Origin of the sequence: Pseudomonas solani (assembly GCF_026072635.1) — a bacterium.
GTDB classification, from domain to species: domain Bacteria; phylum Pseudomonadota; class Gammaproteobacteria; order Pseudomonadales; family Pseudomonadaceae; genus Metapseudomonas; species Metapseudomonas solani.
In genome coordinates this window covers 2,473,856-2,500,057 of record NZ_AP023081.1, presented here as the reverse complement: position 1 = coordinate 2,500,057, position 26,202 = coordinate 2,473,856, and the positions used below count along the sequence as shown (strand labels likewise).

The 26,202-nt window shown below is 66.5% G+C and carries 27 protein-coding genes; 12 read left to right on the top strand and 15 right to left on the bottom strand.

The window, feature by feature from the left end; all coding sequences use genetic code 11:
* Positions 1-94: 94 nt before the first annotated feature.
* A complete protein-coding gene (rho, locus tag PSm6_RS11280; protein WP_021218199.1) occupies positions 95-1,354 on the bottom strand; it encodes a transcription termination factor Rho in 1,260 nt (419 codons plus the stop codon).
* Positions 1,355-1,613: 259 nt separating this feature from the next.
* Positions 1,614-1,940 (bottom strand): thioredoxin TrxA, encoded by a 327-nt coding sequence (gene trxA, locus PSm6_RS11275; RefSeq protein WP_021218198.1) that lies wholly within the window; start codon positions 1,938-1,940, stop codon positions 1,614-1,616.
* Positions 1,941-2,303: 363 nt separating this feature from the next.
* On the opposite strand from trxA, the gene ppx reads away from it, so the two are divergent.
* Positions 2,304-3,809 carry an exopolyphosphatase gene (gene ppx, locus PSm6_RS11270; protein WP_021218197.1) on the top strand — a complete coding sequence of 502 codons (1,506 nt, stop codon included), beginning with the start codon at positions 2,304-2,306 and terminating at the stop codon, positions 3,807-3,809.
* A gap of 92 nt (positions 3,810-3,901) precedes the next feature.
* Here ppx and ppk1 read toward each other — a convergent pair whose 3' ends face one another.
* Positions 3,902-6,112 carry a polyphosphate kinase 1 gene (gene ppk1, locus PSm6_RS11265; protein WP_265170222.1) on the bottom strand — a complete coding sequence of 737 codons (2,211 nt, stop codon included), beginning with the start codon at positions 6,110-6,112 and terminating at the stop codon, positions 3,902-3,904.
* 19 nt (positions 6,113-6,131) lie between these two features.
* The gene (gene hemB, locus PSm6_RS11260) at positions 6,132-7,145 is read right to left on the bottom strand and encodes a porphobilinogen synthase (RefSeq protein ID WP_263400375.1); all 1,014 of its coding nucleotides are present in this window, start codon (positions 7,143-7,145) and stop codon (positions 6,132-6,134) included.
* A 235-nt stretch (positions 7,146-7,380) separates the two neighbouring features.
* Between hemB and PSm6_RS11255 the strand changes: the two genes are divergently transcribed.
* Positions 7,381-7,971, top strand: a complete 591-nt coding sequence (locus tag PSm6_RS11255; RefSeq protein ID WP_162164732.1) for a DedA family protein — start codon at positions 7,381-7,383, stop codon at positions 7,969-7,971.
* 30 nt (positions 7,972-8,001) lie between these two features.
* On the opposite strand, the gene PSm6_RS11250 is transcribed toward PSm6_RS11255, so the two are convergent.
* Complete coding sequence (locus tag PSm6_RS11250) at positions 8,002-9,237, bottom strand: sterol desaturase family protein (protein WP_265170221.1); 1,236 nt, start codon at positions 9,235-9,237, stop codon at positions 8,002-8,004.
* A gap of 118 nt (positions 9,238-9,355) precedes the next feature.
* On the opposite strand from PSm6_RS11250, the gene PSm6_RS11245 reads away from it, so the two are divergent.
* The 3 genes from PSm6_RS11245 (at position 9,356) to PSm6_RS11235 (ending at position 11,475) form a co-directional block, all read left to right on the top strand.
* On the top strand, positions 9,356-10,189 hold the full coding sequence (locus PSm6_RS11245; RefSeq protein ID WP_031287299.1) for a dienelactone hydrolase family protein: 834 nt from the start codon (positions 9,356-9,358) through the stop codon (positions 10,187-10,189).
* 13 nt (positions 10,190-10,202) lie between these two features.
* A complete protein-coding gene (gene elbB, locus PSm6_RS11240) occupies positions 10,203-10,868 on the top strand; it encodes an isoprenoid biosynthesis glyoxalase ElbB (RefSeq protein ID WP_184488289.1) in 666 nt (221 codons plus the stop codon).
* A 136-nt stretch (positions 10,869-11,004) separates the two neighbouring features.
* Entirely contained in the window at positions 11,005-11,475 is a 471-nt protein-coding gene (locus PSm6_RS11235; protein ID WP_021218190.1) for a thioesterase family protein, read from the top strand.
* A 12-nt stretch (positions 11,476-11,487) separates the two neighbouring features.
* Here the strand turns inward: PSm6_RS11235 and PSm6_RS11230 are convergent, their stop codons facing one another.
* The gene (locus PSm6_RS11230; RefSeq protein WP_021218189.1) at positions 11,488-11,940 is read right to left on the bottom strand and encodes a YaiI/YqxD family protein; all 453 of its coding nucleotides are present in this window, start codon (positions 11,938-11,940) and stop codon (positions 11,488-11,490) included.
* A 273-nt stretch (positions 11,941-12,213) separates the two neighbouring features.
* Here PSm6_RS11230 and PSm6_RS11225 point away from each other — a divergent pair, with 273 nt between their 5' ends.
* From PSm6_RS11225 to PSm6_RS11210, 4 genes are read left to right on the top strand one after another with little or no spacing between them, the layout of a single operon-like run.
* A complete protein-coding gene (locus PSm6_RS11225; protein WP_021218188.1) occupies positions 12,214-13,608 on the top strand; it encodes a COG3014 family protein in 1,395 nt (464 codons plus the stop codon).
* 9 nt (positions 13,609-13,617) lie between these two features.
* Complete coding sequence (locus tag PSm6_RS11220) at positions 13,618-13,977, top strand: YcfL family putative periplasmic lipoprotein (RefSeq protein WP_021218187.1); 360 nt, start codon at positions 13,618-13,620, stop codon at positions 13,975-13,977.
* 22 nt (positions 13,978-13,999) lie between these two features.
* Entirely contained in the window at positions 14,000-14,593 is a 594-nt protein-coding gene (gene lpoB / locus PSm6_RS11215; protein ID WP_021218186.1) for a penicillin-binding protein activator LpoB, read from the top strand.
* Between the two features lies 1 nt (position 14,594).
* Positions 14,595-15,332, top strand: a complete 738-nt coding sequence (locus PSm6_RS11210) for a hypothetical protein (protein WP_021218185.1) — start codon at positions 14,595-14,597, stop codon at positions 15,330-15,332.
* Positions 15,333-15,376: 44 nt separating this feature from the next.
* On the opposite strand, the gene PSm6_RS11205 is transcribed toward PSm6_RS11210, so the two are convergent.
* From PSm6_RS11205 to PSm6_RS11190, 4 genes are all read right to left on the bottom strand, one after another.
* The gene (locus tag PSm6_RS11205; RefSeq protein ID WP_021218184.1) at positions 15,377-15,715 is read right to left on the bottom strand and encodes an enhanced serine sensitivity protein SseB C-terminal domain-containing protein; all 339 of its coding nucleotides are present in this window, start codon (positions 15,713-15,715) and stop codon (positions 15,377-15,379) included.
* Positions 15,716-15,803: 88 nt separating this feature from the next.
* Positions 15,804-16,436, bottom strand: a complete 633-nt coding sequence (rhtB, locus tag PSm6_RS11200) for a homoserine/homoserine lactone efflux protein (RefSeq protein WP_043244249.1) — start codon at positions 16,434-16,436, stop codon at positions 15,804-15,806.
* Positions 16,437-16,515: 79 nt separating this feature from the next.
* Entirely contained in the window at positions 16,516-17,055 is a 540-nt protein-coding gene (locus tag PSm6_RS11195) for a mechanosensitive ion channel family protein (protein ID WP_021218988.1), read from the bottom strand.
* Entirely contained in the window at positions 17,055-18,968 is a 1,914-nt protein-coding gene (locus PSm6_RS11190) for an ATP-binding cassette domain-containing protein (protein ID WP_031287548.1), read from the bottom strand. The genes PSm6_RS11195 and PSm6_RS11190 overlap by 1 nt, the downstream gene beginning before the upstream one ends.
* Positions 18,969-19,018: 50 nt before the next feature.
* On the opposite strand from PSm6_RS11190, the gene PSm6_RS11185 reads away from it, so the two are divergent.
* Positions 19,019-19,477 (top strand): TIGR02444 family protein, encoded by a 459-nt coding sequence (locus PSm6_RS11185; RefSeq protein WP_021218986.1) that lies wholly within the window; start codon positions 19,019-19,021, stop codon positions 19,475-19,477.
* Here the strand turns inward: PSm6_RS11185 and PSm6_RS11180 are convergent.
* Positions 19,474-20,580: an AlgP family protein gene (locus PSm6_RS11180; RefSeq protein WP_021218985.1), complete on the bottom strand. Its 1,107-nt coding sequence runs from the start codon at positions 20,578-20,580 to the stop codon at positions 19,474-19,476. The genes PSm6_RS11185 and PSm6_RS11180 overlap by 4 nt on opposite strands.
* Before the next feature lie 126 nt (positions 20,581-20,706).
* On the opposite strand from PSm6_RS11180, the gene PSm6_RS11175 reads away from it, so the two are divergent.
* On the top strand, positions 20,707-21,348 hold the full coding sequence (locus PSm6_RS11175) for an FKBP-type peptidyl-prolyl cis-trans isomerase (protein ID WP_031287546.1): 642 nt from the start codon (positions 20,707-20,709) through the stop codon (positions 21,346-21,348).
* A 1-nt stretch (position 21,349) separates the two neighbouring features.
* On the opposite strand, the gene PSm6_RS11170 is transcribed toward PSm6_RS11175, so the two are convergent.
* Both PSm6_RS11170 and PSm6_RS11165 read right to left on the bottom strand, forming a co-directional pair.
* Positions 21,350-21,814, bottom strand: coding sequence for an Rsd/AlgQ family anti-sigma factor (locus tag PSm6_RS11170; protein WP_031287543.1), 465 nt, complete (start codon positions 21,812-21,814; stop codon positions 21,350-21,352).
* A gap of 285 nt (positions 21,815-22,099) precedes the next feature.
* Positions 22,100-22,591, bottom strand: a complete 492-nt coding sequence (locus tag PSm6_RS11165; RefSeq protein ID WP_021218982.1) for a disulfide bond formation protein B — start codon at positions 22,589-22,591, stop codon at positions 22,100-22,102.
* 105 nt (positions 22,592-22,696) lie between these two features.
* Between PSm6_RS11165 and PSm6_RS11160 the strand changes: the two genes are divergently transcribed.
* Positions 22,697-23,773, top strand: a complete 1,077-nt coding sequence (locus PSm6_RS11160; protein ID WP_021218981.1) for a PQQ-dependent sugar dehydrogenase — start codon at positions 22,697-22,699, stop codon at positions 23,771-23,773.
* Positions 23,774-23,803: 30 nt separating this feature from the next.
* On the opposite strand, the gene PSm6_RS11155 is transcribed toward PSm6_RS11160, so the two are convergent.
* On the bottom strand, positions 23,804-25,036 hold the full coding sequence (locus tag PSm6_RS11155; protein ID WP_021218980.1) for a heme biosynthesis HemY N-terminal domain-containing protein: 1,233 nt from the start codon (positions 25,034-25,036) through the stop codon (positions 23,804-23,806).
* Positions 25,033-26,202, bottom strand: a complete 1,170-nt coding sequence (locus PSm6_RS11150; protein ID WP_021218979.1) for a uroporphyrinogen-III C-methyltransferase — start codon at positions 26,200-26,202, stop codon at positions 25,033-25,035. Before PSm6_RS11150 ends, PSm6_RS11155 begins: the two co-directional genes overlap by 4 nt.

Below are 26,202 nucleotides of genomic sequence, written 5' to 3'. Positions count from 1 at the left end.
AAGTTTAGCGCCGAACTGGGTTATTCAGAAGGCCGCGCGAATCGCGCAAACGCAAAGGCCGGGTTTCCCCGGCCTTTTTGCTGCGAACCAAACGTTACTTGCGCTTCATGGACATGAAGAATTCGTCGTTGGTCTTGGTGTCCTTGAGCTTGTCGAGCAGGAACTCGATGGCGGCGATCTCGTCCATCGGGTGCAGCAGCTTGCGCAGGATCCACATGCGCTGCAGCTCGTCGTCGGCAGTCAGCAGCTCTTCGCGGCGGGTACCGGACTTGTTGATGTTGATGGCGGGGAACACGCGCTTCTCGGCGATGCGGCGGTCCAGCGGCAGCTCCATGTTGCCGGTGCCCTTGAATTCCTCGTAGATCACCTCGTCCATCTTCGAGCCGGTCTCGACCAGCGCGGTGGCGATGATGGTCAGCGAACCGCCTTCCTCGATGTTACGGGCGGCACCGAAGAAGCGCTTGGGCTTCTCCAGGGCATGGGCGTCGACACCACCGGTCAGCACCTTGCCAGAGCTCGGGATCACGGTGTTGTAGGCACGCGCCAGGCGGGTGATGGAGTCCAGCAGGATGACCACGTCCTTCTTGTGCTCGACCAGGCGCTTGGCCTTTTCGATCACCATCTCGGCAACCTGCACGTGGCGGGTCGGCGGTTCATCGAAGGTGGAGGCGACCACTTCGCCGCGCACGGTGCGCTGCATCTCGGTCACTTCTTCCGGGCGCTCGTCGATCAGCAGGACGATCAGGTGGCACTCGGGGTTGTTGCGGGTGATGTTGGCCGCGATGTTCTGCAGCATGATGGTCTTGCCCGCTTTCGGCGGGGCGACGATCAGGCCGCGCTGGCCCTTGCCGATCGGCGCGCAGAGGTCGATCACGCGGCCGGTGAGGTCTTCGGTGGAACCGTTGCCGGCCTCCATCTTCAGGCGCTCGTTGGGGAACAGGGGCGTCAGGTTCTCGAACAGGATCTTGTTCTTGGCGTTTTCCGGACGATCGAAGTTGATCGAGTCCACCTTGAGCAGGGCGAAGTAACGCTCGCCTTCTTTCGGCGGGCGGATCTTGCCGATGATGGTGTCGCCGGTGCGCAGGTTGAAGCGGCGGATCTGGCTGGGCGAGACGTAGATGTCGTCCGGGCCGGCCAGGTAGGAAGAGTCTGCGGAGCGCAGGAAGCCAAAACCGTCCTGGAGAATCTCCAGCACGCCGTCACCGGAGATTTCCTCGCCGCCTTTCGAGTGCTTTTTCAGCAGGGCGAAGATCACGTCCTGCTTGCGCGAACGGGCCATGTTCTCGAGGCCCATCTGTTCGGCCATTTCCAGCAGATCGGCAATCGGCTTTTGCTTGAGTTCGGTCAGATTCATAGGAATGACGTAAGTATCAGAAATGATAGGAAGGAAAGCGTTGAGCTTTAGAGGCCGCGCCGCAGAGATGCGACAGGATCGCTGTGCTTATTCGAGTTGGAATGCGTCGGCGGCGGCTTGCGAAGGGCAACGGAATAGCGTTGCGGACCCGAATTTAACACCAGCATTCGGGGGAGTCTAGTGCCGATTCATCAAAAAACCCCGCAAAGAGCGGGGTTTCTCGAAACAGTCCGAAGGCTCGCCGGAGACCCGGCCAGGCTCAGATGTTGGCGTCGAGGAAGGCCGCCAGCTGGGACTTCGACAGGGCGCCGACCTTGGTCGCTTCGACGTTGCCGTTCTTGAACAGCATCAGGGTCGGGATACCGCGTACGCCGTATTTCGGCGGGGTGTCCTGGTTCTCGTCGATGTTCAGTTTGCAGATCTTCAGCTTGCCCTGATAGTCCTTGGCGATCTCGTCGAGGACGGGGGCGATCATCTTGCACGGGCCACACCACTCGGCCCAGTAATCGACCAGCACAGCGCCTTCGGCCTTGAGCACGTCCTGCTCGAAGCTGGCGTCGCTAACGTGGGAGATGAGTTCGCTCATGGATGTTCTCCGTGGGTTCGGATGCGGAAATTGGCGGCCATCATAGCCCGGCTTTTCCCGGACCGAAAGCCGCTGGCAATTGAGCCTTTCTATGGATGCACCCGGGAAAACTGATGGATAACCGGTTCCGCGTCAATCCGCCGCGGCCATTTATCGCCTCGCTCGGCAGCCATCGCGAATGCCCCTGCGCCGATGCCTGCACGCCGCCTATAGTAAGGAGGCGGCCGTCATGAAGCGGAAACTTCACCGTGGCATTCTGCGCAGCCGCCTTCCTTTCCCTTGCACGAGCGTTCCACGACTCGCGTTGGCGCAACGTGACGATCGTGGCAGGATGGCGCCGTTCAGAAACGAGACACCAAGACCATGCCCTCGACCCGTCGCGCCGAAACACCTTCCCTGATCGCAGCCATCGACCTGGGCTCCAACAGCTTCCACATGGTCCTGGCCAAGGCCGATCACGGGGAGATCCGCATCCTCGAGCGCCTCGGCGACAAGGTGCAGCTCGCCGCCGGCCTGGATGACGAGCGCATGCTCAGCGAGGAGGCCATGCAACGCGGCCTCGACTGCCTGCGTCGCTTCGCCCAGATGACCAATAGCCTGCCCGAAGGCGCCGTGCGCGTCGTTGGCACCAACGCCCTGCGCGAGGCCCGCAACCGCGCAGACTTCATCCGCCGCGCCGAGGCCATTCTCGGCCACCCGGTGGAAGTGATCTCCGGCCGCGAGGAAGCGCGCCTCATCTACCTGGGCGTGTCCCACAGCATCGCCGACACCCCCGGCAAGCGCCTGGTGGCCGATATCGGCGGTGGCAGTACTGAATTCATCATCGGCCAGCGCTTCGAATCCCAGCTGCGCGAAAGCCTGCAGATGGGCTGCGTCAGCTACACCCAGCGCTACTTCCGCGATGGCAAGATCACCCCCGCCCGCTATGCCCAGGCCTACACCGCAGCGCGCCTGGAACTGATGGGCATCGAATACAGCCTGCGCCGCCTCGGCTGGCAGCAGGCGGTGGGCGCCTCGGGCACCATCCGCGCTGTCGGCCTGGCGATCCAGGCGGCGGGCATGGGCAGCGGCGAGGTCAACCCGGAAGGTCTGGCCTGGCTCAAGCGCAAGCTGTTCAAGCTGGGCGAGGTGGAGAAACTCGACCTCGACGGCATCAAGCCCGACCGCCGCGCCATCTTCCCGGCCGGGCTGGCGATTCTCGAAGCGATCTTCGACGCCCTCGAACTCAAGCACATGACCCACTCCGAAGGCGCCCTGCGCGAAGGCGTGCTCTACGACCTGCTGGGCCGCCACCACCACGAGGACGTGCGCGAGCGCACCCTCAGCGCGCTGATGGAGCGCTGCCACGCCGACACCGAGCAAGCCGCCCGGGTCGAAGCCAAGGCCCTGGAGGCCCTGGAGCAGGTGGCCGACGACTGGCAACTGGATGACGAGTGGCACCGCGACCTGCTGGTCTGGGGCGCCCGCGTCCACGAGATCGGCATGGACATCGCCCACTACCAGTACCACAAGCACGGTGCCTACCTGATCGAGCACTCCGACCTGCCGGGCTTCTCCCGCCAGGATCAGCAGATGCTCGCGCTGCTGGTTCGCGGCCACCGCCGCAACATCCCCAAGGACAAGTTCGCCGAGTTCGGCGACGAAGGCGTCAAGCTGATCCGCCTTTGCGTGCTGCTGCGCTTCGCCATTCTCTTCCACCACATCCGCACCAGCCACGAGACCCCGGCGGTGCAACTGAAGGTCGGCCCGCAGAGCCTCGCCGTGCAGTTCCCCGACGACTGGCTGGCGGCCAACCCGCTGACCCAGGCCGACTTCGAGCAGGAAGCCGAATGGCTCAAGCGCATCGACTTCAGCCTGCAGGTGAGCTGAAGTACAACGCTACGAGCGAACATGAAAACGGGGCCCCAGGGCCCCGTTTTCATTGCGGCGGTTTTGTCGGCAGCACGCCGCCCCGCGACCGATCAGCGAGCGCTGATCGGCGGGTTGAGCAGTTTGTCCAGCAGGATGGCCTGGGCGCTGCGCGGGTTCTGGTTGCCGCTGGGGCTGTTGCGCAGGTAGCGGCCGTCGGCCTGCAGCGCCCAGCTGTGGGTGTTGTCGGCGAGGTAGGTTTCCAGCTCCTTCTTGACCCGGGTGATGAGCTTCTTGCCCTCCACCGGGAAGCAGGTCTCCACTCGCATGTCGAGGTTACGCTCCATCCAGTCGGCGCTGGAGAGGTAGAGCAACTCGTCGCCTTCGTTGAGGAAGTAGTAGATGCGGCTGTGCTCGAGGAAGCGGCCGATGATCGAGCGCACCTGGATGTTGTGCGAAACGCCGGGGATGCCCGGGCGCAGGCAGCACATGCCACGCACCACCAGGTCGATCTTCACGCCGCTCTGGCTGGCCTTGTACAGCGCGCGGATGATCTTCGGGTCGGTCAGCGAGTTGACCTTGGCCATGATGTGCGCCGGCTTGCCTTCGACGGCGTGCTGGGCCTCCTTGGCGATCATGTCCAGCAGCGACTTCTTCAGGGTGAAGGGCGCGTGCAGCAGCTTCTTCATGCGCAGGGTCTTGCCCATGCCGATGAGCTGGTTGAACAGCTTGTGCAGGTCCTCGCAGAGCGCATCGTCGGCAGTGAGCATGCTGTAGTCGGTGTACAGGCGCGCGTTGCCGGCGTGGTAGTTGCCGGTGCCCAGGTGGGCGTAGCGGCGCAGCTCGCCGTCCTCGCGCCGCAGGATGAGCATCATCTTGGCGTGGGTCTTGAAGCCGACCACGCCGTAGATCACCACGGCACCGGCAGCCTGCAGGCGGCTGGCCAGCTGCAGGTTGGATTCCTCGTCGAAGCGCGCGCGCAGCTCGATCACCGCGGTGACCTCCTTGCCGTTGCGCGCCGCTTCCACCAGGGCGTCGACGATCTCGGAGTTGGCACCGGCGCGGTACAGGGTCTGCTTGATGGCCAGGACGTTGGGGTCCTTGGCGGCCTGGCGCAGGAAGTCCACCACCGGGGTGAAGGACTCGAAGGGGTGCAGCAGCAGGATGTCCTGCTTGCCCACCACGCTGAACAGGTTCTCGGCCTTCTGCAGCAGCTTGGGGATCACCGGGGTGAAGGTGGGGTGCTGCAGCTCGGGGTGGCTGTCGAGGCCGGTGATGCTGAACAGGCGGGTCAGGTTGACCGGGCCGTTGACCTGGTACAGCTCGCTCTCCGCCAGGCCGAACTGCTTGAGCAGGTAGTCGGACAGGTGTTTCGGGCAGGTGTCGGCCACCTCCAGGCGTACCGCATCGCCGTAGCGGCGCGAGAACAGCTCGCCGCGCAGGGCGCGGGCCAGGTCCTCGACGTCCTCGGTGTCCACCGAGAGGTCGGCGTTACGGGTCAGGCGGAACTGGTAGCAGCCCTTGACCTTCATGCCGGGGAACAGGTCGTCGGCGTGGGCGTGGATCATCGACGACAGGAACACGAAGTTGTCGCCGGGGCCGCTGATGTCTTCCGGCACGCGGATCACCCGCGGCAGCAGGCGCGGCGCCGGGATGATCGCCAGGCCGGAGTCGCGGCCGAAGGCATCGACGCCCTCCAGCTCGACGATGAAGTTGAGGCTCTTGTTCACCAGCAGCGGGAAGGGGTGCGTCGGGTCGAGGCCGATGGGGCTGATGATCGGCGCGATCTCATCGCGGAAGTAACGGCGCACCCAGGTCTTCAGCTTCGGCGTCCAGTAGCGACGGCGGATGAAGTTGACCTGGTGCTTGGCCAGCTCTGGCAGCAGCACATCGTTGAGGATGCTGTACTGCCGCGCCACCTGCTCGTGCACCAGCTCGCTGATGCGCGCCAGGGCCTGGTGCGGCAACAGGCCGTCGGCACCGGCCTGCTCGCGGGCGAAGGTGATCTGCTTCTTCAGCCCGGCGGCGCGGATCTCGAAGAACTCGTCCAGGTTGCTGGAGAAGATCAGCAGGAACTTCAGACGCTCGAGCAGCGGGTAGGACTCGTCGAGCGCCTGCTCCAGGACACGGATGTTGAACTGCAGCTGCGACAGCTCCCGGTGGATGTACAGGCTGCTGTCATCCAGGCCCGGAACCACCGGCGCCGGCACGGGGGCGGGCGGCGGCGTTTCAACGGGTGCCGGAGCGGGGGCCTCGGCGACCGGTTGCTCCGGCACGGGCTCTTGTTCGGGGTTCGACGCTTGGTTCAGACCATCGGTGTTCATCTGGTTTCCTGCTGGGGAGTCAGGCTCCCGCTTTGAGCATTTCTGCGGCACGCACGGCGAAGTAGGTAAGGATGCCATCAGCGCCCGCACGTTTGAATGCGGTCAGTGATTCGAGTATGACCGCCTCGCTCAGCCAGCCGTTCTGGATGGCCGCCATGTGCATGGCGTACTCACCGCTGACCTGGTAGGCGAAGGTCGGTACGCGGAAGGCTTCCTTCACGCGCCAGACGATGTCCAGGTAGGGCATGCCCGGCTTGACCATGACCATGTCGGCGCCTTCGGCGAGGTCACTGGCCACTTCGTGCAGGGCCTCGTCGCCGTTGGCCGGGTCCATCTGATAGCTGGCCTTGTTGGCCTTGCCGAGGTTGGCGGCGGAACCCACCGCATCGCGGAAGGGACCGTAGTAGGCGCTGGCGTACTTGGCCGAGTAGGCCATGATCCGCACGTTGGGGAAGTCGGCCAGTTCCAGGGCCTCGCGGATCGCCTGGATGCGGCCGTCCATCATGTCCGAGGGCGCCACCACCTGGGCACCGGCGGCGGCGTGGGACAGCGCCTGCTTGACCAGGGCGTCCACGGTGATGTCGTTCTGCACATAGCCGTCGGCGTCGAGGATGCCGTCCTGGCCATGGGTGGTGAAGGGGTCCAGGGCCACGTCGCTGATCACGCCCAGCTCCGGGAAGCGCTCGCGCAGGGCACGGATGGCGCGCTGGGCGATGCCTTCGGGGTTCCAGGCCTCGGCGCCGTCGAGGGACTTGTTCTCCAGCGGGGTCACCGGGAACAGTGCCAGCGCGGGGATGCCCAGTGCCACCCAGCCAGCCGCCGCTTCCAGCAGCAGGTCGATGGACAGGCGCTCGACGCCCGGCATCGACGGCACCGCCTCGCGGCGGTTCTCACCGTCCAGTACGAACACCGGCAGGATCAGGTCGTCGACGGTCAGGGTGTTTTCACGCACCAGGCGGCGGGAGAAATCATCACGGCGGTTACGGCGCAGGCGGGTGGCGGGGAACAGGCGATTGGCGGGGGTAAAGCTCACGACAGACTCCAGGGTCCAAAGGAGGACACAGTGCGACATTTATAAGCGGCAATTATGACCGAATGGTAACAATGCGTGACAGCGACGCTCTGTCGCGTTAAAGGAAATTTCCGAGGCCCCACTAGGGCTGGCCGTGAACCAGTCGACCCTCGACTGGCGGTTCGCCACCCTTTAGAGCTTTTCCCGCGCGTTCAACCCGGTTAGGCTTCGCGTTCATTTTTGCCGCGCTGCCAAACTGATGCTGCAACAATTTCTCCAGGACTTCGGCTATTTCGCCCTCTTCCTCGGCACCTTCTTCGAGGGCGAGACCATCCTGGTCCTGGCCGGTTTTCTCGCGTTCCGCGGCTACATGGATATCAACCTGGTGGTGATGACGGCGTTCTTCGGCAGCTATGCCGGCGACCAGCTGTGGTACTACCTCGGCCGCCAGAAGGGCCGCCAGATCCTGGCCAAGCGCCCGCGCTGGCAGGCCATGGGCGACAAGGCCCTGGAGCACATCCGCCGCCACCCCGACATCTGGGTGCTGAGCTTCCGCTTCGTCTACGGCCTGCGCACCGTGATGCCGGTGGCCATCGGCCTGTCGGGCTACCCGCCGCTGCGCTACCTGATCCTCAACGGTATCGGCGCCATCGTCTGGGCCCTGGCTCTGGGCTTCGCCGCCTTCCACTTCGGTGCCGTGCTCGAAGGCATGCTGGGCAACCTCAAGCGCTACGAGCTGATGGTGCTTGGCGCGCTGGTGGTGATCGGCGGCCTGCTCTGGCTGCGTCGCCGCCTGCGCAACAGCCGCGAAGCCAAGGCGAACGCCGAGCAACCGCCGCAGCCGTAACCCGGGCCTCAGCCCGGGAACACCCCCGCTTCAGACCGCCAGCGCTGCCTGCCGCCGTCCCAGGGCGACCAGCGCCAGCACACTGACCAGACCATGCACACCCAGCACCAGCCAGGCCAACGGGCTGGCCGGCAGCATGCCGAGGGCGGCCGCCAGCCAGAGCACCGGCAGGTTCAGCGCCAGCCGCGCCAGCTCCAGGCGCAGTGCCCAGGGGCGGTTTTCCAGCCAGGCCCCGATGACGAACAGGCCGAACGCCATCCAGCCCCAGCCCAGCAGCACGGCACCCAGAGGCATGCCTTCGCCCGCGCCCAGCAGGTAGCTGCCGCCCACCACATAACCGACGAACTGCAACGCCGCATACAGGGTGCGACCGCCCGACAGCGGCACCTCGAACTTGGCGAAGCGGCTCAGGTCCGGCTTCGCCTGGGGGTATTTGCGCGCCACGTCCTCGGGGCGCCAGCCGGTGCGCATGAACCAGATGCGCAGGCGATCCCACCAGGACTCGGCGCGCACCGCGTCCTGCCACAGCACCGAATAGAACTGCAGGTTGGCCCAGAGCGGGTTCCAGCTGGCCAGGGGCGTGGTCACGCCGAACACCACCGGCTCCTCGTCCAGCTCCTCCTGGAAGGTGCCGAACAGACGGTCCCAGAGGATGAACACGCCGCCGTAGTTGCGATCCATGTACACCGCGTTCTGCGCATGGTGCACGCGGTGGTTCGACGGGCTGATGAAGAACCACTCGAACCAGCCGAGCTTGGGCACGTGGCGGGTGTGCACCCAGAACTGATAGAGCAGGTTCAGCGCGGCGACGGTCAGGAACACCAGCGGCGGCACGCCGGCCACCGCCATCGGCAGGTAGAAGATCCAGCCGAAGAGGAAGCCGGTGCTGGTCTGGCGCAGGGCGGTGGAGAGGTTGTACTCCTCGCTCTGGTGGTGCACCGAATGGGCGGCCCAGAGCACGTTGCGCTCATGGCCCAGGCGGTGGTTCCAGTAGTAGCAGAAGTCGTAGAAGACGAAGGCGAACAGCCAGACCCAGGGGCTGTCCGCGCGCAGCTCGAACAGCGCCAGGTGCTGCCAGGCATAGGTGTAGGTGAGCAACCCGACCGCCCTGGTCAGCAGCCCACTGGTGGTGGACAGCACGCCGGCGCTGAGGCTGTTGATGGCATCGGCGGTGCGGTAGGTACGCACCCCGCGCCAACGATCGGCCAACAGCTCGATGCCGATCAGCAGGAAGAAGAAAGGGACCGCGTAGAGGACGTAATTCATGATGTCAGCCGTATCGTTATGCCGATCAAGGGACTAGGATTGCCAGGCTCGATGCTACGCCCGTGCCTCCCCGGAGCCCCTGGCGCCGCATGCCAGCCCAACCGGCATATGACGACACATGCGCATAACCACAAGACGCACGCTCTCCATCCTGTTGATCCTGATCGCCGCAGCCGCCCTCCTGGGACTCTATCCCTATCGCGCCGCGCTGTTGCCGGCCGCCGACGACCTGGCGGCGGCGAAAACCCGCCTCGCGCCCCACGTCAGCCTGTTCACCCCCGAGGGTGAAGGCCCGTTCCCCACCGTGCTGGTGTTCCACGGTTGCAGCGGGCAGAGCCCCGGCTTCGTGCGTAACGTCAGCGACTGGCTGCTGCCCCACGGCTTTGCCCTGCTGTTCGTCGACAGCCTGGCCGCCCGGGGCATCGATGACTGGCACCCGGTGTGCGACGGCAAGCAGTTGTGGGGCAACGAACGCGCCCTGGACGTCTACGCCGCCCTCGACCTGGCCCGCGCCATGCCCCAGCTGAACCATCAGCGCATGGCCCTGCTCGGCTACTCCCACGGCGGCTGGAGCATCCTCGACGCCCTGGCCTACGACGGCGCCGCCGGCCACGGTTTCCCCGGCATCGGCCAGCAGGCGCTGGACGGTGTGCGCGGCGCCATCGCCTTCTACCCTTACTGCGGGTTCCCCGCGCACCTGCGCCAGGGCAAGGGACGTGACCTGCCGGTGCTGATGTTTCTCGGTGGCAAGGACAGAATCACTGACCACCTTCAGTGTCTATCAGCTATGGACGCGCTCGATTTCGAACAACTGCAACTGGTGCAATATGGCGGAGCCGACCATGTTTTCGATCAGCGCAGCGACCTGAATACCTACCAACCCAGGCTGGCCAAGGATGCCCACCAGCATGCCCAGGCATTCCTCCAGGAGACCCTGAAGGCGGCCCAGTGAAGCGGAGAACGCTATGAACAAAAAAGTTGCTGTGATCCTTTCCGGCTGTGGCGTGTACGACGGCGCGGAGATCCACGAAAGCGTGATCACCCTGCTGCGCCTGGACCAACGGGGTGCACAGGCACAGTGCTTCGCGCCCAACATCGCCCAGCACCACGTGATCAACCACCTCACCGGCGAAGAGATGCCGGAGAGCCGCAACGTGCTCACCGAATCCGCGCGCATCGCCCGTGGCGCGGTGAAGGACGTGCGTGAGCTGAAGGCCGAGGACTTCGATGCGCTGATCATCCCCGGCGGTTTCGGTGCGGCGAAGAACCTCTCCGACTTCGCCATCAACGGCGCCGACTGCAGCGTGCAGCCCGACGTGCTGGCCGCCGCCCAGGGCTTCGCCGCCGCCGGCAAGCCGGTGGGACTGATCTGCATCGCCCCGGCCATGGCTGCGAAGATCTACGGCGAAGGCGTGATCTGCACCATCGGCGACGACGCCGACACCGCCAGCGCGCTGCAGAAGATGGGCGCCGAACACGTCGAGTGCGTGGTCAGCGAGATAGTCGAGGACAAGCCGCGCAAGCTGGTCACCACCCCTGCCTACATGCTCGCCCAGTCCATCAGCGAAGCCGCCTCGGGCATCTACAAGCTGGTCGACCGCGTGCTGGAACTGACCCACGCCGACCATTGACGGCGCAGGCGGGCGGCCCCGGTCGCCCGCCTCTGCAAGCCGCTCCCGCCAATCCGCGTGCCATTTGGGCCGCGCCCCTGTTCAAGCGCCCCGCGCTGCGTCAGCGTCGCCTTTTCGACCGAGATGCAGGTGCAGCATGAGCGACAACGAATTCGTCCTGACCCCGGAACTGCAACAGGCGGTCCGACGCTTCTTCGAACGCATCCCCTTCAACCAGGTGCTCGGCATCCAGCTGGGCGAGCTGTCGCAGGAGCAGGTGACCATGCACCTGCCGATGAAGGACGAACTGATAGGCAACTTCGTCCACGGCATCCTTCACGGTGGGGTCATCTCCTCGCTGCTGGACGTCACCGGCGGCGCCATGGCGCTGATCGGCGCCTTCGAGCGGCATCAAGGCCTGTCCACGGGTGAGCGCATGGAGCGCCTGTCCAAGCTGGGCACCATCGACCTGCGTATCGATTACCTGCGTCCGGGGCGGGGCCGCTCCTTCACCGCCACGGCGGTGTTGCTGCGCTCGGGCAACAAGGTCGCGGTGGTGCGTTCGGAACTGCACGCCGACGACGGCACCCTGGTGGCGGTCGGCACCGGCACCTACCTCTGCGGCTGAGGGATTCCGGCCTCAGCCCCGGCTGAGGCGTGTGAGCAACCGATCCAGCGAATTGGAGAAGGCCTGGCGGTCCTTCTCGCTGTAGGCCGCCTGGCCGCCGCCCATCTGCCCCTGGTCGCGCAGGTCGGTGAACAGGTTGCGCACCGCCAGTCGCTCACCCATGTTGCGCTCGTCGAACTCCCGGCCACGGGGGTCGAGCGCCGCCACCCCCTTCTTCACCAGGCGATCGGCCAGCGGCACATCGCTGCAGATCACCAGGTCACCGGGCTCGGCCTGCTCCACCAGGTGATCGTCCGCCGCATCCGGCCCGCTCGGCACCACCACCAGGCGCACGCAGGCGAAGGCCGGTTTCACCTGGCTCTGCCCGGCCACCAGCACCACCTCGAACTTGCGCTTGAGGGCGAACTTGATGACCTGGTCCTTGGCGGCACGGGGGCAGGCGTCGGCGTCGATCCACACACGCATGGGCTTGGGCTCCGGAAAAGTGGCGGGCGCGCAGTATGCCAGCCGCCACCCTGGCCCGCTCGCTGCGCCACCATGCCGCAGCCTGGGCAAGGTCAAAATGATCTCATTGCGCCAGCTATTTTCGCCGAAATCCCCCTATAATCGCCCGCCCTTCCCGCACCTTCGGGTCCCGAGGGAGGCCCCGCGGGGGATTGGCAGGACGCCGCTACATGCCAGTGCACGCCTGGATCAGCCGGAAACGGTTGGCAGTATCAAGGACTCGACGAGGAACACATGGCATCCCGCGCCGTTACCGCCCTGGCGGTCTGCTTCGCCCTGCAGCTTGCCGGCTGCTCGGCCTTCCGCAGCTACGAACACGAACTCACCGAGACCAGCCAGCACCTCGCCCGCGGCGAAGTCGATGCCGCACTGGGCGTGCTGGAAGCCAACAACGACAGCGCCGACAAGGACCTTCTCTACTGGTTCGAGAAGGGCGAACTGCTGCGCTCGAAGGGTGACCTGGCGGCCAGCCAGAAGGCCTGGCGCCAGGCCGACGGCATCATCTTCCAGTGGGAAGAGGCGATGAAGGCCGACCCCGGCCGCTACCTGGCCGAGGCCGGCGCCTACCTGGCCAACGACCGGGTCCGCCGCTACCAGGGCTACGACTACGAGAAGGTGATGCTCACCACTCAGATGGCCCTCAACGACCTGGCGCTGAACGACTTCGACGCCGCGCGCACCGAGATCCGAAAGACCCACGAACGCGAAGCGCTGATCGCCGAACTGCGCGACCAGCAGTACCTCGACAGCGAAGAGGAAGCCGAGCGCCAGGGCATCAGCACCCGCTTCGAAGACCTGCGCGGCTACCCGGTGGCCTCCCTCGACGCCCCCGAGGTGGTCAACCTGAAGAACAGCTACCAGAGCGCCTTCAGCCACTACCTCGCCGGCTTCGTCTACGAGGCCCTGGGCGAGAAGGGCCTGGCCGCTCCCGGCTACCGCCAGGCCGCCGAACTGCGCCCCGGCACCCCGCTGCTGGAACAGGCCCTGCTGGACCTGGACGCCACGCCCGCCGCAGACGCCGGCAGCGACGTGCTGCTGGTGCTGCAGAGCGGCCTGGCGCCGGCCCGCGACTCGCTGCGCATCCCGCTGCCGGTGCCTCTGGACTCCGGGATGATCATCAGCACCCTGTCCTTCCCGCTGCTGCGCGACGACACCAGCACCCTGACACCGGGCTTCATCGAGGTGGATGGCGCGCCCGCCGCCCTCACCGAACTCAGCAGCCTGCGCGCCATGTCGCACCGTGCCCTGCGCGACGACATGCCCGGCATCATCCTCCGCACCACCATCCGCGCGGTGACCCGGGGCGCCCTGCAGAAGCAGCTCAACGACAACGGCAACCCCCTGGCCAGCCTGGCCGTGGGCATCATGTCGGTGGCCAGCGAAGGGGCCGACGAACGCACCTGGCGCACCCTGCCCGGCAGCATCAGCGTCGCGCGGGTGCGCCTGGCCATGGGCGAACACCGCCTGGCCCTGCCCACCGCCTATGGCGTGCGCGAATTCACCCTGAAGATCGATCGGCCCCACCAGGTGGTCCCGCTGCGGATGGTGGCCGGCCAGGTCTACGCCCAGGGCGCCGTCACCCCGACCCTACCTGGCCCACGTACCCTGGCCAGCAACCAGACTCCCTAAGGAACACACATGCGCAAGCTGCTCGTCGCCGGGCTCGCCCTGGCCCTGCTCGCCGGCTGCTCCAGCCGCGAAACCGCCTCCAGCAAGGTGGCGCCCATGGGCGATGTGGAAGACATCGAAGTGGACACCATGCGGGTCGCCCGTGAGAACGGCTTCCTCACCGTCAAGGTGAAGCTGACCAACACCTCCAGCCATAACCGCACCCTCTACTACCGCTTCGCCTGGCTGGACAGCGACGGTTTCCCCGTCGCCGACGAGGAAAGCTGGAAGGCCCTGCCCATCTACGGCACCCAGACCACCTACCTGCCGGCCATCGCGCCGGTGCCCAAGGCGACCGACTTCCGCCTGGAAATGAACACCCCCGACTGATCACGAGAAAGCGAGTATTCCCATGCGCCTTGTCCGCACCACTTGCATCGCCGCCCTGGCCCTGGCCGCCGCCGGCTGCTCCAACAACCCGTCGCCGGTGCTCGGTGGCGGCAACATCAGCTACGGCGACAGCAAGGCCGTCGAACTGATCACCAACGAGTTCGGCTCCACCGACCTGCAGATGATCGCCGAATCCATGACCCGCTCCCTGGCCCAGTCCGGCGTGCTCCAGGGTCGCCCGGTGGTCCAGGTCTACGACGTGAAGAACAAGACCAGCGAGTACATCGATACCCGCGAGATCACCACCTCGATCAAGACCCAGCTGATGAAGACCGGCACCGCCCGCTTCGCCAGCGACAACACCGACATGCAGAGCCAGGTCGACCAGCTGAAGCTGCAGAACCAGAGCGGGCTGTACAAGAACTCCACCGTGGCCAAGACCGGCAACATGATCGCCGCCAAGTACCGCCTGGAGGGCTCCATCAGCTCAATCGTCAAGCGCAGCAGTGACTACAAGGACGTCTTCTACAAATTCAGCCTGCAACTGGTCGACGTCGAAAGCGGCCTGGCCGAGTGGATGGACGAGAAAGAAATCCGCAAGACCACGGAGCGTTGATATGCGCGCATTGATCGGCCTGTTCGTCGCCAGCCTGGCATTCGCCAGCCAGGCGGCCCCCAAGGTGGCGGTGACCGACCTCGCCTACGAGGAACGCGTCCGCGAGTACATCCACACGGTGAACGCCCAGAGCGCCTCGCAGGTGAGCGGCTTCTCCGGCAGCGCCTCCAGCAGCTACTCGGAAGAAGAAGGTACCTACAGCTACATCGAACGCGGCGAGCTGCGCAAATTCACCGGCGACATCAAGGGCGAGATCCTCAAGTCCGGCACCTTCCAGTTGATCCAGGGCCGCCCCTTCGCCAGCGACAACGAAGGCCTGCACGACGTGATCGGGCGCATCGCCCAGGGCCAGTTCCAGGGCGCGGACTATGTATTGTTCGGCTCGGTCTCGGACGCCGACTTCCGCCAGGACGTCAACGCCATCGACAACACCGACAGCTACTCCACGGTGCTGGGCCTGACCCTGGTGGCCGACTTCAGCCTCATCGACACCCGCACCCACGAGGTGAAGGCGGCGTTCACCGCCATGGGCGAAGCCCAGGACGTGAAGCTGGTGAAGGGCAACGACAGGCGCGTCACCCCCAACCGCGGGCGCGTGGTGCGCGAGGTGTCGAAGGCCCTCGGCGAAGACGTCGCGCGACAGCTGCAGGAACAGCTCGGCGTCGGCCCGGCAGCGGTCACCGACAACGGCCGCTACGGCGCGCTGCCACCGGATGAGCCGGCGAAGATACTGCATTGAACCAAGCGGCCTGCGGGCCGCTTTTCTTTTGCCGCGACCTGGGCTCAGCGCTGGTAGAACGCCTCGCAGCGCTCGCGCAAGGCGCGGGACAGGCTGTCGTCGTCCAGTTCGATGAGATCGAGCTCGAGGTCGTCGGGCAGCAACTCGGCGACCAGTGCGGCGAGGCGGCGGCGACCGGCGAGATCGGTGCCGGAAACGCCCAGCAGCAAGCGCGGCTGCGGGCCGAGCGCGGGGTCGCGCAGGGCGGCGAGAAAGGCTTCGTGGATATCGAGTTCGCTGCAGGCGGCGCTCAAGGCCTGCTCCAGCGGAGGGTGACGCAGGGGTGCGATGGCGAGGTCCGGCGAGTCGCCGTAGACCCCGTCCCGGCTGTTGGATGGCGGCATGCCGATGCTCCTTGTGGGAAGACCGGCAGCCTATTGCCCAGGCACCGCGCTGTCGCGGCGCCGGGTCACGTTCAGGCCATCGACTGGGTCACGCCGGGACGCGGCGCACCGTGGCCAGCAGCGCGGCGGCGCCGACGAAGAGCACGGCGAAGCCCCGGTTCATGGAACGCTGCTGGCGCGGCGAGCGCAGCACCCGCAGGACCTTGGCGGCGAGCCCGGTGTAGCCGGCCATGACGATCAGGTCGACGGTGATCATGGTCGCGCCCATCACCAGGTACTGCTGCACCAGCGGCGCGTGCGGATCGATGAACTGCGGCAGCACGGCGAGCATGAAGACGATCGCCTTGGGGTTGCTGACGTTCACCAGGAAGCCGCGCAGCACCATGGTCAGCGGCCGGCCCAGGGGGCGCTCGGCGGAATCGGCGGCCAGATCGCTGGGCAGCGCACGCCATTGGCGCACGGCCAGGTACACGAGGTAGACGACGCCGAACCACTTGATCGCGCTGAAGGCCAGGGCCGAGGTGGCGAGGATGGCACCGACGCCGGCGGCGACGATGGCGATCTGCAGGGCCAGGCCCAGTTGCAGGCCGATGGCGTTCCAGTAGCCGCGCAGGAAGCCGTACTGCAGCCCCGAGGACATGGAGGCGATGGCGCCGGCGCCAGGGGAAAGGCTGATCACCCAGCAGGCGACCAGGAATGCGAGCCAGGTGTGCATGGCCATGGCGTGGTCCTCGGAAATACGGAAGGGGGGCCAGCAGACTACCCGCTGCGCCTTGCGCTGCACAGCCCCGGTCGGCGCCTCAGCGCCAGCGGCGTACCGCCTTCTGGAAGAACAGGCTGTTGGGCACCTGCACCAGCGCGCCTTCGGCGTTCTCGCTGAGGTCCTGCAGGGTGGTGTAGAAGAGGTTGATGGCCACCACGCGCCCCTTCACACCGGGCTTGTCGGCGCTCTCCACCACCTCCACCACGTCACCCATGCGGAACGGCCCGAGGGAGAAGATAAGCACCGCGCAGAACATGTTGGACAACACGCTCCAGATGGCGAAGAACGCTACTGCGGCGACGGCGGTGAACCCGGTCAGCGCCGCCCACAGGACTTCGGCCGAGACGCCGAGGCGCTCCAGCACCAACATGAAGGCGCTGCCGAGGATCAGCCAGCGCAGCAGACCGCGCAGGGGCAGCAGCAGCTCCTGGGGCAGCTGTGGATAACGTGCGCCGAGGCGGGTGATGCCACGGGTGAGAACGCGTTGCGCGAGCCAGGCGAGGAACAGCACCAGGAGCACCTGCGCCGCACGGATCAGCGGCTCGCTCCAGGCCGTCAACAGGACCAGGTCTTCCATCAGTCACTGGCCTCCAGCTGGCTCTGCAGGTTTTCCAGAAGCTCGAGGGCCTCCAGCCATTTCTCTTCCAGCTCGGCCTCACGGGTCTTGAGTTTCGCCTGCTCGGCGAGCAGGTCGCGCAGCTCGTCCTTGCGCGAGGCCTCGTAGACACCGGCGTCGCCCAGGCGGGTTTCCACGGCAGCGAGTTTCTCGTGCAGGGTGCCCAGTTCCTTCTCCAGCTTCTCGGCTTCGCGCTTGTGCGGCGCCAGTTGCTGGCGCAGCGCCGCAGCGGCCTGGCGCTGGGCACGCTTGTCGGTGCCGGCACCGCTGCCACCGGCCGGGCTGTTCACCGGCGCCTGACGGGCGCGGTAGTCCACCAGCCAGCGGGCGTAGTCGTCGAGGTCGCCATCGAAGGGCTGGATGCGCCCGTCCGCCACCAGGAGGAATTCGTCGGTGGTGCTCTTGAGCAAATGACGATCGTGGGAAACCACCAGCACCGCGCCGGCGAAATCCTGCAGGGCCATGGTCAGCGCCAGGCGCATTTCCAGGTCCAGGTGGTTGGTCGGTTCGTCGAGCAACAGCAGGTTGGGCTTCTGCCAGGCGATCAGCGCCAGGGCCAGGCGCGCCTTCTCGCCACCGGAGAAATTCAGCACCGGCTCGTCGCAGCGGTCGCCACGGAAGTCGAAGCCGCCGAGGAAGTCGCGCAGGGTCTGCTCGCGCTCGGTCGGGGCCAGGCGCTGCAGGTGCAGCAGCGGGCTGGCCTTGGGATCGAGGGAGTCCAGCTGATGCTGGGCGAAGTAGCCGATGGCGAGGTTCTCGCCCCGGGACAGGCGCCCGGCGACAGGCGCCAGCTCACCGGAAAGGGTCTTGATCAGGGTCGACTTGCCCGCGCCGTTGGGACCGAGCAGGCCGATGCGCGCACCGGGAACGAGCTGCAGCTTGACCTGCTGCAGCACCACCTTGTCGCCATAGCCGAGCTGGCCTTCGGCGACATCCAGCAGTGGGCTGGAGATCTTGTCGGCCTCGCGGAAGACGAAGTCGAAGGGCGAATCCACATGGGCGGGCGCCAGCTCTTCCAGGCGCTCCAGGGCCTTGATCCGGCTCTGGGCCTGGCGGGCCTTGGTGGCCTGGGCCTTGAAGCGGGCGATGTACTTCTCCATGTGCGCACGCTGGGCCTGCTGTTTCTCGTAGGCCTGTTGCTGCTGCGCCAGGCGCTCGGCACGGGTGCGCTCGAAGGCCGAGTAACCGCCCCGGTAAAGGGTCAGCTTCTGTTGCTCGAGATGAGCGACGTTATCCACCACCGCATCGAGGAAGTCGCGGTCGTGGGAAATCAGCAGCAGGGTGCCCGGGTAACCCTTGAGCCACTCTTCGAGCCAGAGGATGGCGTCGAGGTCGAGGTGGTTGGTGGGCTCGTCGAGCAGCAGCAGTTCGGACGGGCACATCAGCGCCTGGGCCAGGTTGAGGCGCATCCGCCAGCCGCCGGAGAAGTCGCCGACGCGGCGGTCCATCTGCTCGCTGGTGAAGCCGAGGCCGGCCAGCAGCTTGCGCGCGCGGGCATCGGCCGTGTAGCCGTCGGCGCTGTCCAGTTCGATGTGCAGGCGGGCGATGGCGGTGCCGTCATGGCCCGCCTCGGCCACGGCCAGCTCGGCCTGCACGCGACGCAGGTGCAGGTCGCCATCGAGGACGTAGTCCACCGCCAGGCGGTCGAGGGTGTCCACCTCCTGGCGCATGTGCGCGATGCGCCAGTCGGCCGGCACGAAGCAGTCGCCCGCGTCAGGGCCGAGCTCGCCGCGCAGCAGGGCGAAGAGGCTGGATTTACCGGCACCGTTGGCGCCGATGAGGCCGACCTTCTGGCCGGTGTGCAGGGTCAGTTCGGCGCCTTCGAGCAGGCGCTGAGGACCACGCTGTAGTGTGAGGTTCTGGAGTCGGATCATAATGGCGGCGGAGTTTATCAGCTTCATTCCCCCACCGCCCGGTATGCGCCATGCCCCCCGATCTATGGAATTTCGCCCTCGACCTCTACGCCCGCCCGGGCGTCGAAAACGCCTGCCTGCGCCTGCAGGAACAGGGTGCCGATGTGTGCCTGTTACTGGCTGCAGCCTGGCTTGGAAGGCGCGGCGTCCACTACGACCCCGTTTGCGCGGAACAGCTGCAAGGCATCGCCGGCCCCTGGCAACGGGATGTGGTGGAACCCTTGCGCAGGCTCAGGCAGGCATGGCGTGAAGCAGCGGGGACGGATACGGGATTGTGCGAGCTGCGCGACGGCGTGAAGCGCTTGGAGCTGGACGCAGAGCGACGCCTGCTGGCGCGTCTGGAAGAGATCGCTGCGCCCTGGCCGGAAGCCAATGGGCAGGATTGGAGCTGGCTGGACGTGCTCGCCGGAACGGCGAGGGAAGACCGCGACGCGCTGCAATCGCTGCGCGCCGCGGCTATCGAGGCTTAAGCCGACGGCGTGGTCGGTGCGGCCGCGCCATTGGCGGTCGACGGCGCCGGAGCAGCGGGGGCGGCGGCCGGAGCCGGTGCAGCAGGCTTGGCAGCCGGAGCGCTCACCGGAGCGGCGGGCTTGGCAGCCGCCTTGACCGGCGCTTTCGCAGCAGGCTTGGCAGCGGCCTTGGGTGCCGGCTTGGCAGCGGGTTTGGCAGCCGGCTTCGCAGCAGCCGGTTTGGCAGCGACGGGTTTGGCGGCAGGCTTGGCAGCAGCCGGTTTAGCGGCAGCGGCGGGCTTGGCGGCTGCGGGTTTTGCAGCGGCTTTCACCGGGGCCTTGGCAGCGGGCTTGGCGGCCGGTTTAGCAGCCGGCTTGGCGGCAGCGGCAGGCTTGCTGGCAGCAGCTTTGGCCGGCGCTTTCGCGGCAGGCTTGGCAGCCGGTTTGGCAGCTGCTTTCGGAGCGGCCTTGGCAGTAGGTTTAGCGGCCGGCTTGGCAGCGGCGGCTTTGGCCGGAGCCTTTGCAGCAGGTTTGGCGGCCGGTTTAGCAGCCGGTTTGGCGGCAGCGGCGGGCTTGCTCGCGGCAGCTTTGGCCGGCGCTTTCGCGGCAGGCTTGGCAGCGGGTTTGGCTGCAGCTTTCGGAGCGGCCTTGGCAGCAGGTTTAGCGGCCGGTTTGGTAGCGGGCTTGGCAACCGGCTTGGCAGCAGCGGTCTTGGCCTTGGCTTCACGGGTGACCAGCGCCTTGGCGGCCGCTTCCTTCACCTTGCCAACGCCCTGGGCCAGCTTGAGGCTTTCCTGGGCGTCACGCTTGAGGTCGGCGATGTAGGCACGGGTTTCGGCCTGACGTGCCTTCAGCGCATCGAGCAAGCCTTCCAGCTCGGCGATGGCTTCCTTGGATTTGTTCTGCGCTTTCGCCTTGCCGGCCTTGGCAGCGTCCTGCAGTTTGGTCCGTGCACCGTGGAGTTTTTCCTGGGCCTTGCCGCGCTGCTTCTCCAGTTTGGTGAGCAGTTTTTCGGCATCGACCAACGCTTGGCTGCAAGCGTTTTCGAGGTGTTCGATCAGGCTGTGGGAAAGTTGCTGCAACAGGTGCAGCGGGGTGCTTACGGGCTTCTTCTTGGCCGACATGGTGCGCCTCCGGGCGGACGTGGTTGCGCCCATACTAGTCGCCTGTTTGAGCCGTCGCTAGTTCCCCGTTATTCCAAACTGCATGGCTGTCATACTCGCCGGCATTTCACCCTGGGAGAATGTCCGATGCGCGCTGTCGTTTCACTGTGTCTGTGCCTGCTTGCGCTCACCGCCCAAGCCGCTGATGAAGAGAAGGATCTCGCCTACAGCATGGGCGTAAAACTGGGCGAGCGGCTGCGTGAAGAAGCACCGCAACTGCAGCTGGAATCCTTGCTGCGAGGCCTTACCCAGGCCTATCGCGGAGAGAAGCTGGAGCTGGATGCACAGCGCATGGAGCACCTGCTCGATGCCCATGAAGCGAGCATGGAACAGAGCGGCCAAGCCCCCCAGAAAGCCATCGCCGCCGAGAAGCGCTTCATCGCCCTGGAGCGTGGCAAATACGGTGTGCGCGAGCTGACCGACGGCGTGCTGGTGAGCGAGCTGCGCGCAGGCAGCGGTGCGAAGCCGGGTGCGCATTCGCAGGTGCGGGTCAACTACCGCGGGCAGCTGGCAGACGGCAGCGTTTTCGATGCGAGCGACAAGCCCCAATGGTTCCGCCTCGACAGCGTGATAGCCGGTTGGCGAAGCGCCTTGCAGGAGATGCCGGTGGGGGCCAAGTGGCACCTGGTGATTCCATCATCCCAGGCCTATGGCGAAGAAGGCGCAGGGGATCTGATTCCACCCTACGCCCCCTTGGTGTTCGACCTCGAATTGCTCGAGGTCCGGTGACTCACGCGAGCTGCGCGCCCTGGTTCTGGTGGGCGTTGTGCAGCACTTCGATGAGGCAGTCCTCCAGTTCGAAGCGCTCGTGCAGCAATGGGCCGAGTCGTTTGAGTTCGGTGGCCAGGCAGACTTCGCGGCTGTCGCTGCCATCGCAGCAATCGTTGAAGCCCAGCGCGACCTCGGTGATGGCCTCGATGCGGGGGTAGATCTGCTTGGCCAGATCCAGGCCGCGCTGATCACCGAAGGCCTTGGCCTCGTTGAGCAGCTGTTCGTAGACCTCGAAGTGGCCCGCCGACACGTAGTCGACCAGTACTTCGCAGAATCCTTGCAGGTCTTCCACCGCAGGCGCTTGTGGCCTGTCGTTGACACTGGTGAAGACCCGGACAAGTTCCTGGCGCTCCAGCAACCAGCGATCGATCAACTGGTGCACCCCACCCCAACGTTCCTGAGCGTTCTGGCAACTCTCGAGCATGATGTCCTCGCTTCCCTTTCGGTAATGCCTTGTTCGTCTGCTCCGAGACGGTTTTTTGTCGATCGGTGCAAAAACGGGGAAGGCGACGCGGAAACGGCAGCTTTCCGGCGTCACGTGCGGGCCAGATTATGCCCGTGACTGTTTGCCAGCAAGGCACCTGGTCGGGAAAATTTCATACGAGCGTTTAATCGTCACGCCGCAGCCGGCGTGGCTTCTGCATCAGAGGCGGGGAGGTGCGGCAAGGACGCGCGCCCGGACAGGAGCCGGGCGCGGCGCGGGAGGCGGTCAGCTGCGGCGCAGCATCTGGTAGAGCGAGAAGAGGATGCAGCCGGCGAAGGCCAGCAGGCTCCACTCGGGAATGCTCATGCCGAAGAGGGTCCAGGTGACTTCTGCGCAATCGGCGGTGCCGTGCAGCATCAGCTTGATGATTTCCTGGAAGGGCAGCGCATCCATCATGTATTCCAGGCTCGGCAGGCAGGCCGGGAGCTGGTCGGCGGGCACGCCCTGCAACCACACCTGGCGGCCAGCGGTCGCGGCACCACCGGCGGCGAACAGCAGCGCCAGCCCGGAGTAGACGCGACGGCCACGGGCCTGAGGGGCGTGCAGCGCAGCGATCAGGCAGACCACGCCGAAGAGGATGATGAAGATCCGCTGCACGATGCACAGCGGGCAGGGCTCCAGGCCCATCGCGTGCTCCAGGTAGAGCGCACCGCCCATGACGGCGACACAGGCGAGGAAGGCGGCGAAGAACAGGGAACGCGGGCTGGCCAGGGTCATGGCGGCTCCGAGGAGTGATGAGAGGCCGCTACGGTAGAGGAAGCCCCTTGGCCTTTCAAGACGACCGGCTAGTCTGCTGCGGGTACCCATCCGGAGAAGACTGCCATGCGTCGGTTACTGGCACTGCTGTTGTTCCTGCCCCTCATCGCCCTTGCCCAAGCGCCCCTGGAGAAGATCCGCCTGCCTCCGGGGTTCCGTATCGAGGTGCTAAGCGACCAGGTGCCCAGCGCCCGAGAAATGACCTGGGGCGCCGAGGGCACGTTGTTCGTGGGCAGCAATGCCGCCGGCAAGGTGTATGCCCTGGACACCCGCAGCGGCAAGGTCCGCACCCTCGCCAGTGGCCTGAAGATGCCGGTCGGCGTGGCCTTCCACGAGGGCGACCTGTATGTGTCGGCGATCAGCCGCATCCTGCGCCTGCGCGACATCGAGTCGCAGCTGGACGCACCGCCCCAGCCCGAGCAGGTGGGCCCGGCCTTCCCCGCCGAGACCCACCACGGCTGGAAGTTCATCGCCTTCGGCCCCGACGGCAAGCTCTACGTGCCGGTGGGCGCGCCCTGCAACGTCTGCGAGCGCGACCCCGACACCTACGCCGCGCTACACCGCATGAACCCCGATGGCAGCGGCCTGGAGCTGGTGGCCCGGGGCATCCGCAACACCGTGGGTTTCGACTGGCACCCGAAGACCGGCGAGCTGTGGTTCAGCGACAACGGCCGCGACCTGCTGGGTGACGACACTCCGGACTGCGAGCTCAACCGCATCACCACGCCCAACCCGCATTTCGGCTTCCCGTACTGCCATGCCGGCAGCGTCGCCGACCCGGAGTTCGGCAAGCGCCCGTGCAAGGAATTCGTTGCCCCGGTGGCCAAGCTCGGCCCCCATGTGGCACCCCTGGGGTTGCGCTTCTACACCGGCAGCCAGTTCCCGGCCGAGTACCGCGACAACCTGTTCATCGCCGAGCACGGCTCGTGGAACCGCAGCGAGAAGATCGGCTACCGCATCAAGCGTGTGGAGCTGAATGAGGACGGCAGCCTCAAGCGCCAGAGCGTGTTCGCCGAGGGCTGGCTGGAGAATGGCGAGGTATGGGGGCGCCCGGCGGATGTGCTGGTAGCGCCGGATGGCTCGTTGCTGGTCAGTGACGACCAGGCCGGAGCCATCTACCGCATCAGCTACCAGGGCTCTTGAGAAACGCGCCGCCAGGACGGCGGCGCGGCATCAGGCGACGCGTTCGCCGGGGAGGGGCAGCGCCGGCAGGTGCTGCACCAGACCTTCCTGGAACAGCTGGTTGCTGCGTTCCATCTCGCCCATCTGTGCCAGCAGGCGGGCCTGCTCGGCGCAGAGTTCCGGTTCGCGGGAGAAGCTCAGGCCGGTGTCGAAATACTCCCGTGCCTTGCCCCACAGGCTGTTCTGCAGGCACAAACGGCCCAGGGTGAGGAACAGCGCCGGGTCGGTCGGATGATCCTTGAGGAAGGCTTCGGCGGTCTGCAGCTGGCGGGCCGGATCGGCACCACGCAGGCGCCCGTAGAAGCGCACCAGGGATTCGTCATAGCCCCGCTTGAGGGCGATGCGTACCGCCTCTTCGGCCTCGGGCTCGGCGCCCAGCTGGCGCAGCTGATTGGCGAAGGCCAGCACCAGGCGTGGCTCGGCACGCTGTGCAGCGGAGAGATGCTGCCAGGCCTGGATCAACGGGTTGAGCGCGGTCTCGCCCTCGTTGAGGCCGGCCTGCCCGGCGTGCACCAGGCGGTCGCTCCACACGCTCAGTTCCAGCTGGTTGAGTTCGGACTCAGGCAGCGCCTTGTTCTTGCGCAGCTCCGGCAGCAGGCCCACCAGGGCCGCCGAATCGCCGCGCTGGCGATGCAGCTGCAACAGCTGGCGCAATACCTGGTGATGGCGCGGGTGACGCTCGTGCATGACCTTGAGCGTTTCCAGCGCGGCGTCGGTTTCACCGCGCTCCTGCTGCAGCTCGGCGTGGGCCAGGGCGATGGCCAACTCGGCCTGGGGCTGACGCTCCAGGGCGCGTTCGAGCATTTGATCGCTCTCCTCGTACTGGCCGATGCGGTTGGCCGCCCGGGCGGCGCCGAGGTAGTACATCAAGGGTTGCGGATCGGCCTCGGCGGCACGGCGCAGGTGGCGCAGCGCGCGGGCCCAGCGGCCCTCGGCCAGGTCCAGCAGGCCCTGTTCGGACGCCAGGCGCACACGGCGCCGGGCGTTACGCCGGGACCAGGGGTTGACCACGCCGCTGGAGACGAACACCAGGGTCAGCAGCGCGCGCACCAGCCACAGCAGCAGCCAGACCACGGCCACCAGGGCGAGGAAAGCCCAGAGGCTGGATTCGTAGCGGAAGCCCTTGTAGGCGAACAGGACATAGCCCTGGTGTTGGACGACGGCCATGCCGATCAGGGTGCCGGCGGCGGCCAGGAGCAACAGGATCAGGAGGGTGCGTCTCATTGGCCCTGGCCCTCCACCGGCGGTGCGGCTTCAGGGTCCTGGGAGGCATCGACTTCGGGCTCGGCGGCGGCCTTGGCAGCCTTGGGCTCGGCGAGGCGCTGGCTGCGTTGCAGATAGGCCTGGAGCGCTTCGAGGGAGGCGCCGAGGTCGGGCGTCTTCACTTCCACCGGCTGGGTGGCGAGTTCATCGATGCGCGCCAGCAGCGCACGGCTTTCGGGGTTCTCGGCGTTGAACTGCGAATCCAGCACCTCGCGGGCCTGCTTCAGCGACTGGCGATAGACCTGGGTCTGGCCATGCAGCGCAGCCCACTGGGCCTGCTCGAGGGCGAGGGACAGGGCCAGGCGTACCTGGGACAGGCCCTGGCCGGCGAGCAGCGGCTTGATGTTCTGATCGGCGTCGAACTGGATACGGAAGTAGTGGGAGAGCTTCTCCAGCCACTCGGCCCACCAGCTGCCGCCATCGCCTTCGGCGGCCATGTTGCGCAGCACGCCGCCCTTGTCTTCGAAGGCCGGGGCCAGGGGGTTGAGCTGAGCCGCCTGCTCGCGCAACGCGCCGAGCTGCAGGAACAGCCCGGTGCGGTCCGGCTGCGGCGTGGTGCGCAGCGCTTCAAGGCTGCGCGAGAGTTGCTCGCGGGCGGCGAAGGCGGCGGGGTCGTCCTGGTCACGGAGGATGTCATCGGCCGCTTCCACCAGGGCCTTGGCGCTGGTGATGTCCTGCAGCGCGGAGAGGCGCAGGCTGGCCAGGCGCAAGAGGTGTTCGGCCTCGGCCAGGCGCCAGTCCTTGCGGCTGGCACCGAGCACGGTTTCCAGGCGCTGGCTGAGGCGCTGCTGGTCGCCCTGCAGGTTGCCCAGCAGGCGGCGGCGCTCATCCAGTTCTTCGGCACTGGGCAGCTGGTCGAGGCGCTCGGTGAGCTTCTTCTCGCGCTGCTGCAGCGACTGGGCCTGGCCACGGGCGTCCTCGACCAGGCTCAGCTGCTGCTGGTCACGGGCTTCGAGGCTGCGGATCTGCCACAGGCTCCAGCCGGCGACGGCAACACCGGCGGCGCCGACCAGCAACGCCAGGATGGCCAGGCCACCACCCCGGGAAACCGGCTTGGCGGTGGGAGGAATGACGGGCTCGGAAGCCGGGGGTTGCTGCTCGGTTTTCGCCAGTTCTGCTTCGCTCAC

Bases quoted from the DNA above. Each gene is read 5' to 3' on its own strand.
- rho (WP_021218199.1), bottom strand. From the start codon at position 1,354: ATGAATCTGACCGAACTCAAGCAAAAGCCGATTGCCGATCTGCTGGAA.
- PSm6_RS11225 (WP_021218188.1), top strand. From the start codon at position 12,214: ATGGCATCCCGCGCCGTTACCGCCCTGGCGGTCTGCTTCGCCCTGCAG.
- rhtB (WP_043244249.1), bottom strand. From the start codon at position 16,436: ATGGCCATGCACACCTGGCTCGCATTCCTGGTCGCCTGCTGGGTGATC.
- ppx (WP_021218197.1), top strand. From the start codon at position 2,304: ATGCCCTCGACCCGTCGCGCCGAAACACCTTCCCTGATCGCAGCCATC.
- PSm6_RS11160 (WP_021218981.1), top strand. From the start codon at position 22,697: ATGCGTCGGTTACTGGCACTGCTGTTGTTCCTGCCCCTCATCGCCCTT.
- PSm6_RS11185 (WP_021218986.1), top strand. From the start codon at position 19,019: ATGCCCCCCGATCTATGGAATTTCGCCCTCGACCTCTACGCCCGCCCG.
- PSm6_RS11250 (WP_265170221.1), bottom strand. From the start codon at position 9,237: ATGAATTACGTCCTCTACGCGGTCCCTTTCTTCTTCCTGCTGATCGGC.
- PSm6_RS11195 (WP_021218988.1), bottom strand. From the start codon at position 17,055: ATGGAAGACCTGGTCCTGTTGACGGCCTGGAGCGAGCCGCTGATCCGT.
- trxA (WP_021218198.1), bottom strand. From the start codon at position 1,940: ATGAGCGAACTCATCTCCCACGTTAGCGACGCCAGCTTCGAGCAGGAC.
- PSm6_RS11210 (WP_021218185.1), top strand. From the start codon at position 14,595: ATGCGCGCATTGATCGGCCTGTTCGTCGCCAGCCTGGCATTCGCCAGC.
- PSm6_RS11190 (WP_031287548.1), bottom strand. From the start codon at position 18,968: ATGATCCGACTCCAGAACCTCACACTACAGCGTGGTCCTCAGCGCCTG.
- PSm6_RS11165 (WP_021218982.1), bottom strand. From the start codon at position 22,591: ATGACCCTGGCCAGCCCGCGTTCCCTGTTCTTCGCCGCCTTCCTCGCC.
- ppk1 (WP_265170222.1), bottom strand. From the start codon at position 6,112: ATGAACACCGATGGTCTGAACCAAGCGTCGAACCCCGAACAAGAGCCC.
- PSm6_RS11205 (WP_021218184.1), bottom strand. From the start codon at position 15,715: ATGCCGCCATCCAACAGCCGGGACGGGGTCTACGGCGACTCGCCGGAC.
- PSm6_RS11170 (WP_031287543.1), bottom strand. From the start codon at position 21,814: ATGCTCGAGAGTTGCCAGAACGCTCAGGAACGTTGGGGTGGGGTGCAC.
- PSm6_RS11180 (WP_021218985.1), bottom strand. From the start codon at position 20,580: ATGTCGGCCAAGAAGAAGCCCGTAAGCACCCCGCTGCACCTGTTGCAG.
- PSm6_RS11175 (WP_031287546.1), top strand. From the start codon at position 20,707: ATGCGCGCTGTCGTTTCACTGTGTCTGTGCCTGCTTGCGCTCACCGCC.
- PSm6_RS11235 (WP_021218190.1), top strand. From the start codon at position 11,005: ATGAGCGACAACGAATTCGTCCTGACCCCGGAACTGCAACAGGCGGTC.
- PSm6_RS11245 (WP_031287299.1), top strand. From the start codon at position 9,356: ATGCGCATAACCACAAGACGCACGCTCTCCATCCTGTTGATCCTGATC.
- PSm6_RS11155 (WP_021218980.1), bottom strand. From the start codon at position 25,036: ATGAGACGCACCCTCCTGATCCTGTTGCTCCTGGCCGCCGCCGGCACC.
- PSm6_RS11220 (WP_021218187.1), top strand. From the start codon at position 13,618: ATGCGCAAGCTGCTCGTCGCCGGGCTCGCCCTGGCCCTGCTCGCCGGC.
- elbB (WP_184488289.1), top strand. From the start codon at position 10,203: ATGAACAAAAAAGTTGCTGTGATCCTTTCCGGCTGTGGCGTGTACGAC.
- PSm6_RS11230 (WP_021218189.1), bottom strand. From the start codon at position 11,940: ATGCGTGTGTGGATCGACGCCGACGCCTGCCCCCGTGCCGCCAAGGAC.
- lpoB (WP_021218186.1), top strand. From the start codon at position 14,000: ATGCGCCTTGTCCGCACCACTTGCATCGCCGCCCTGGCCCTGGCCGCC.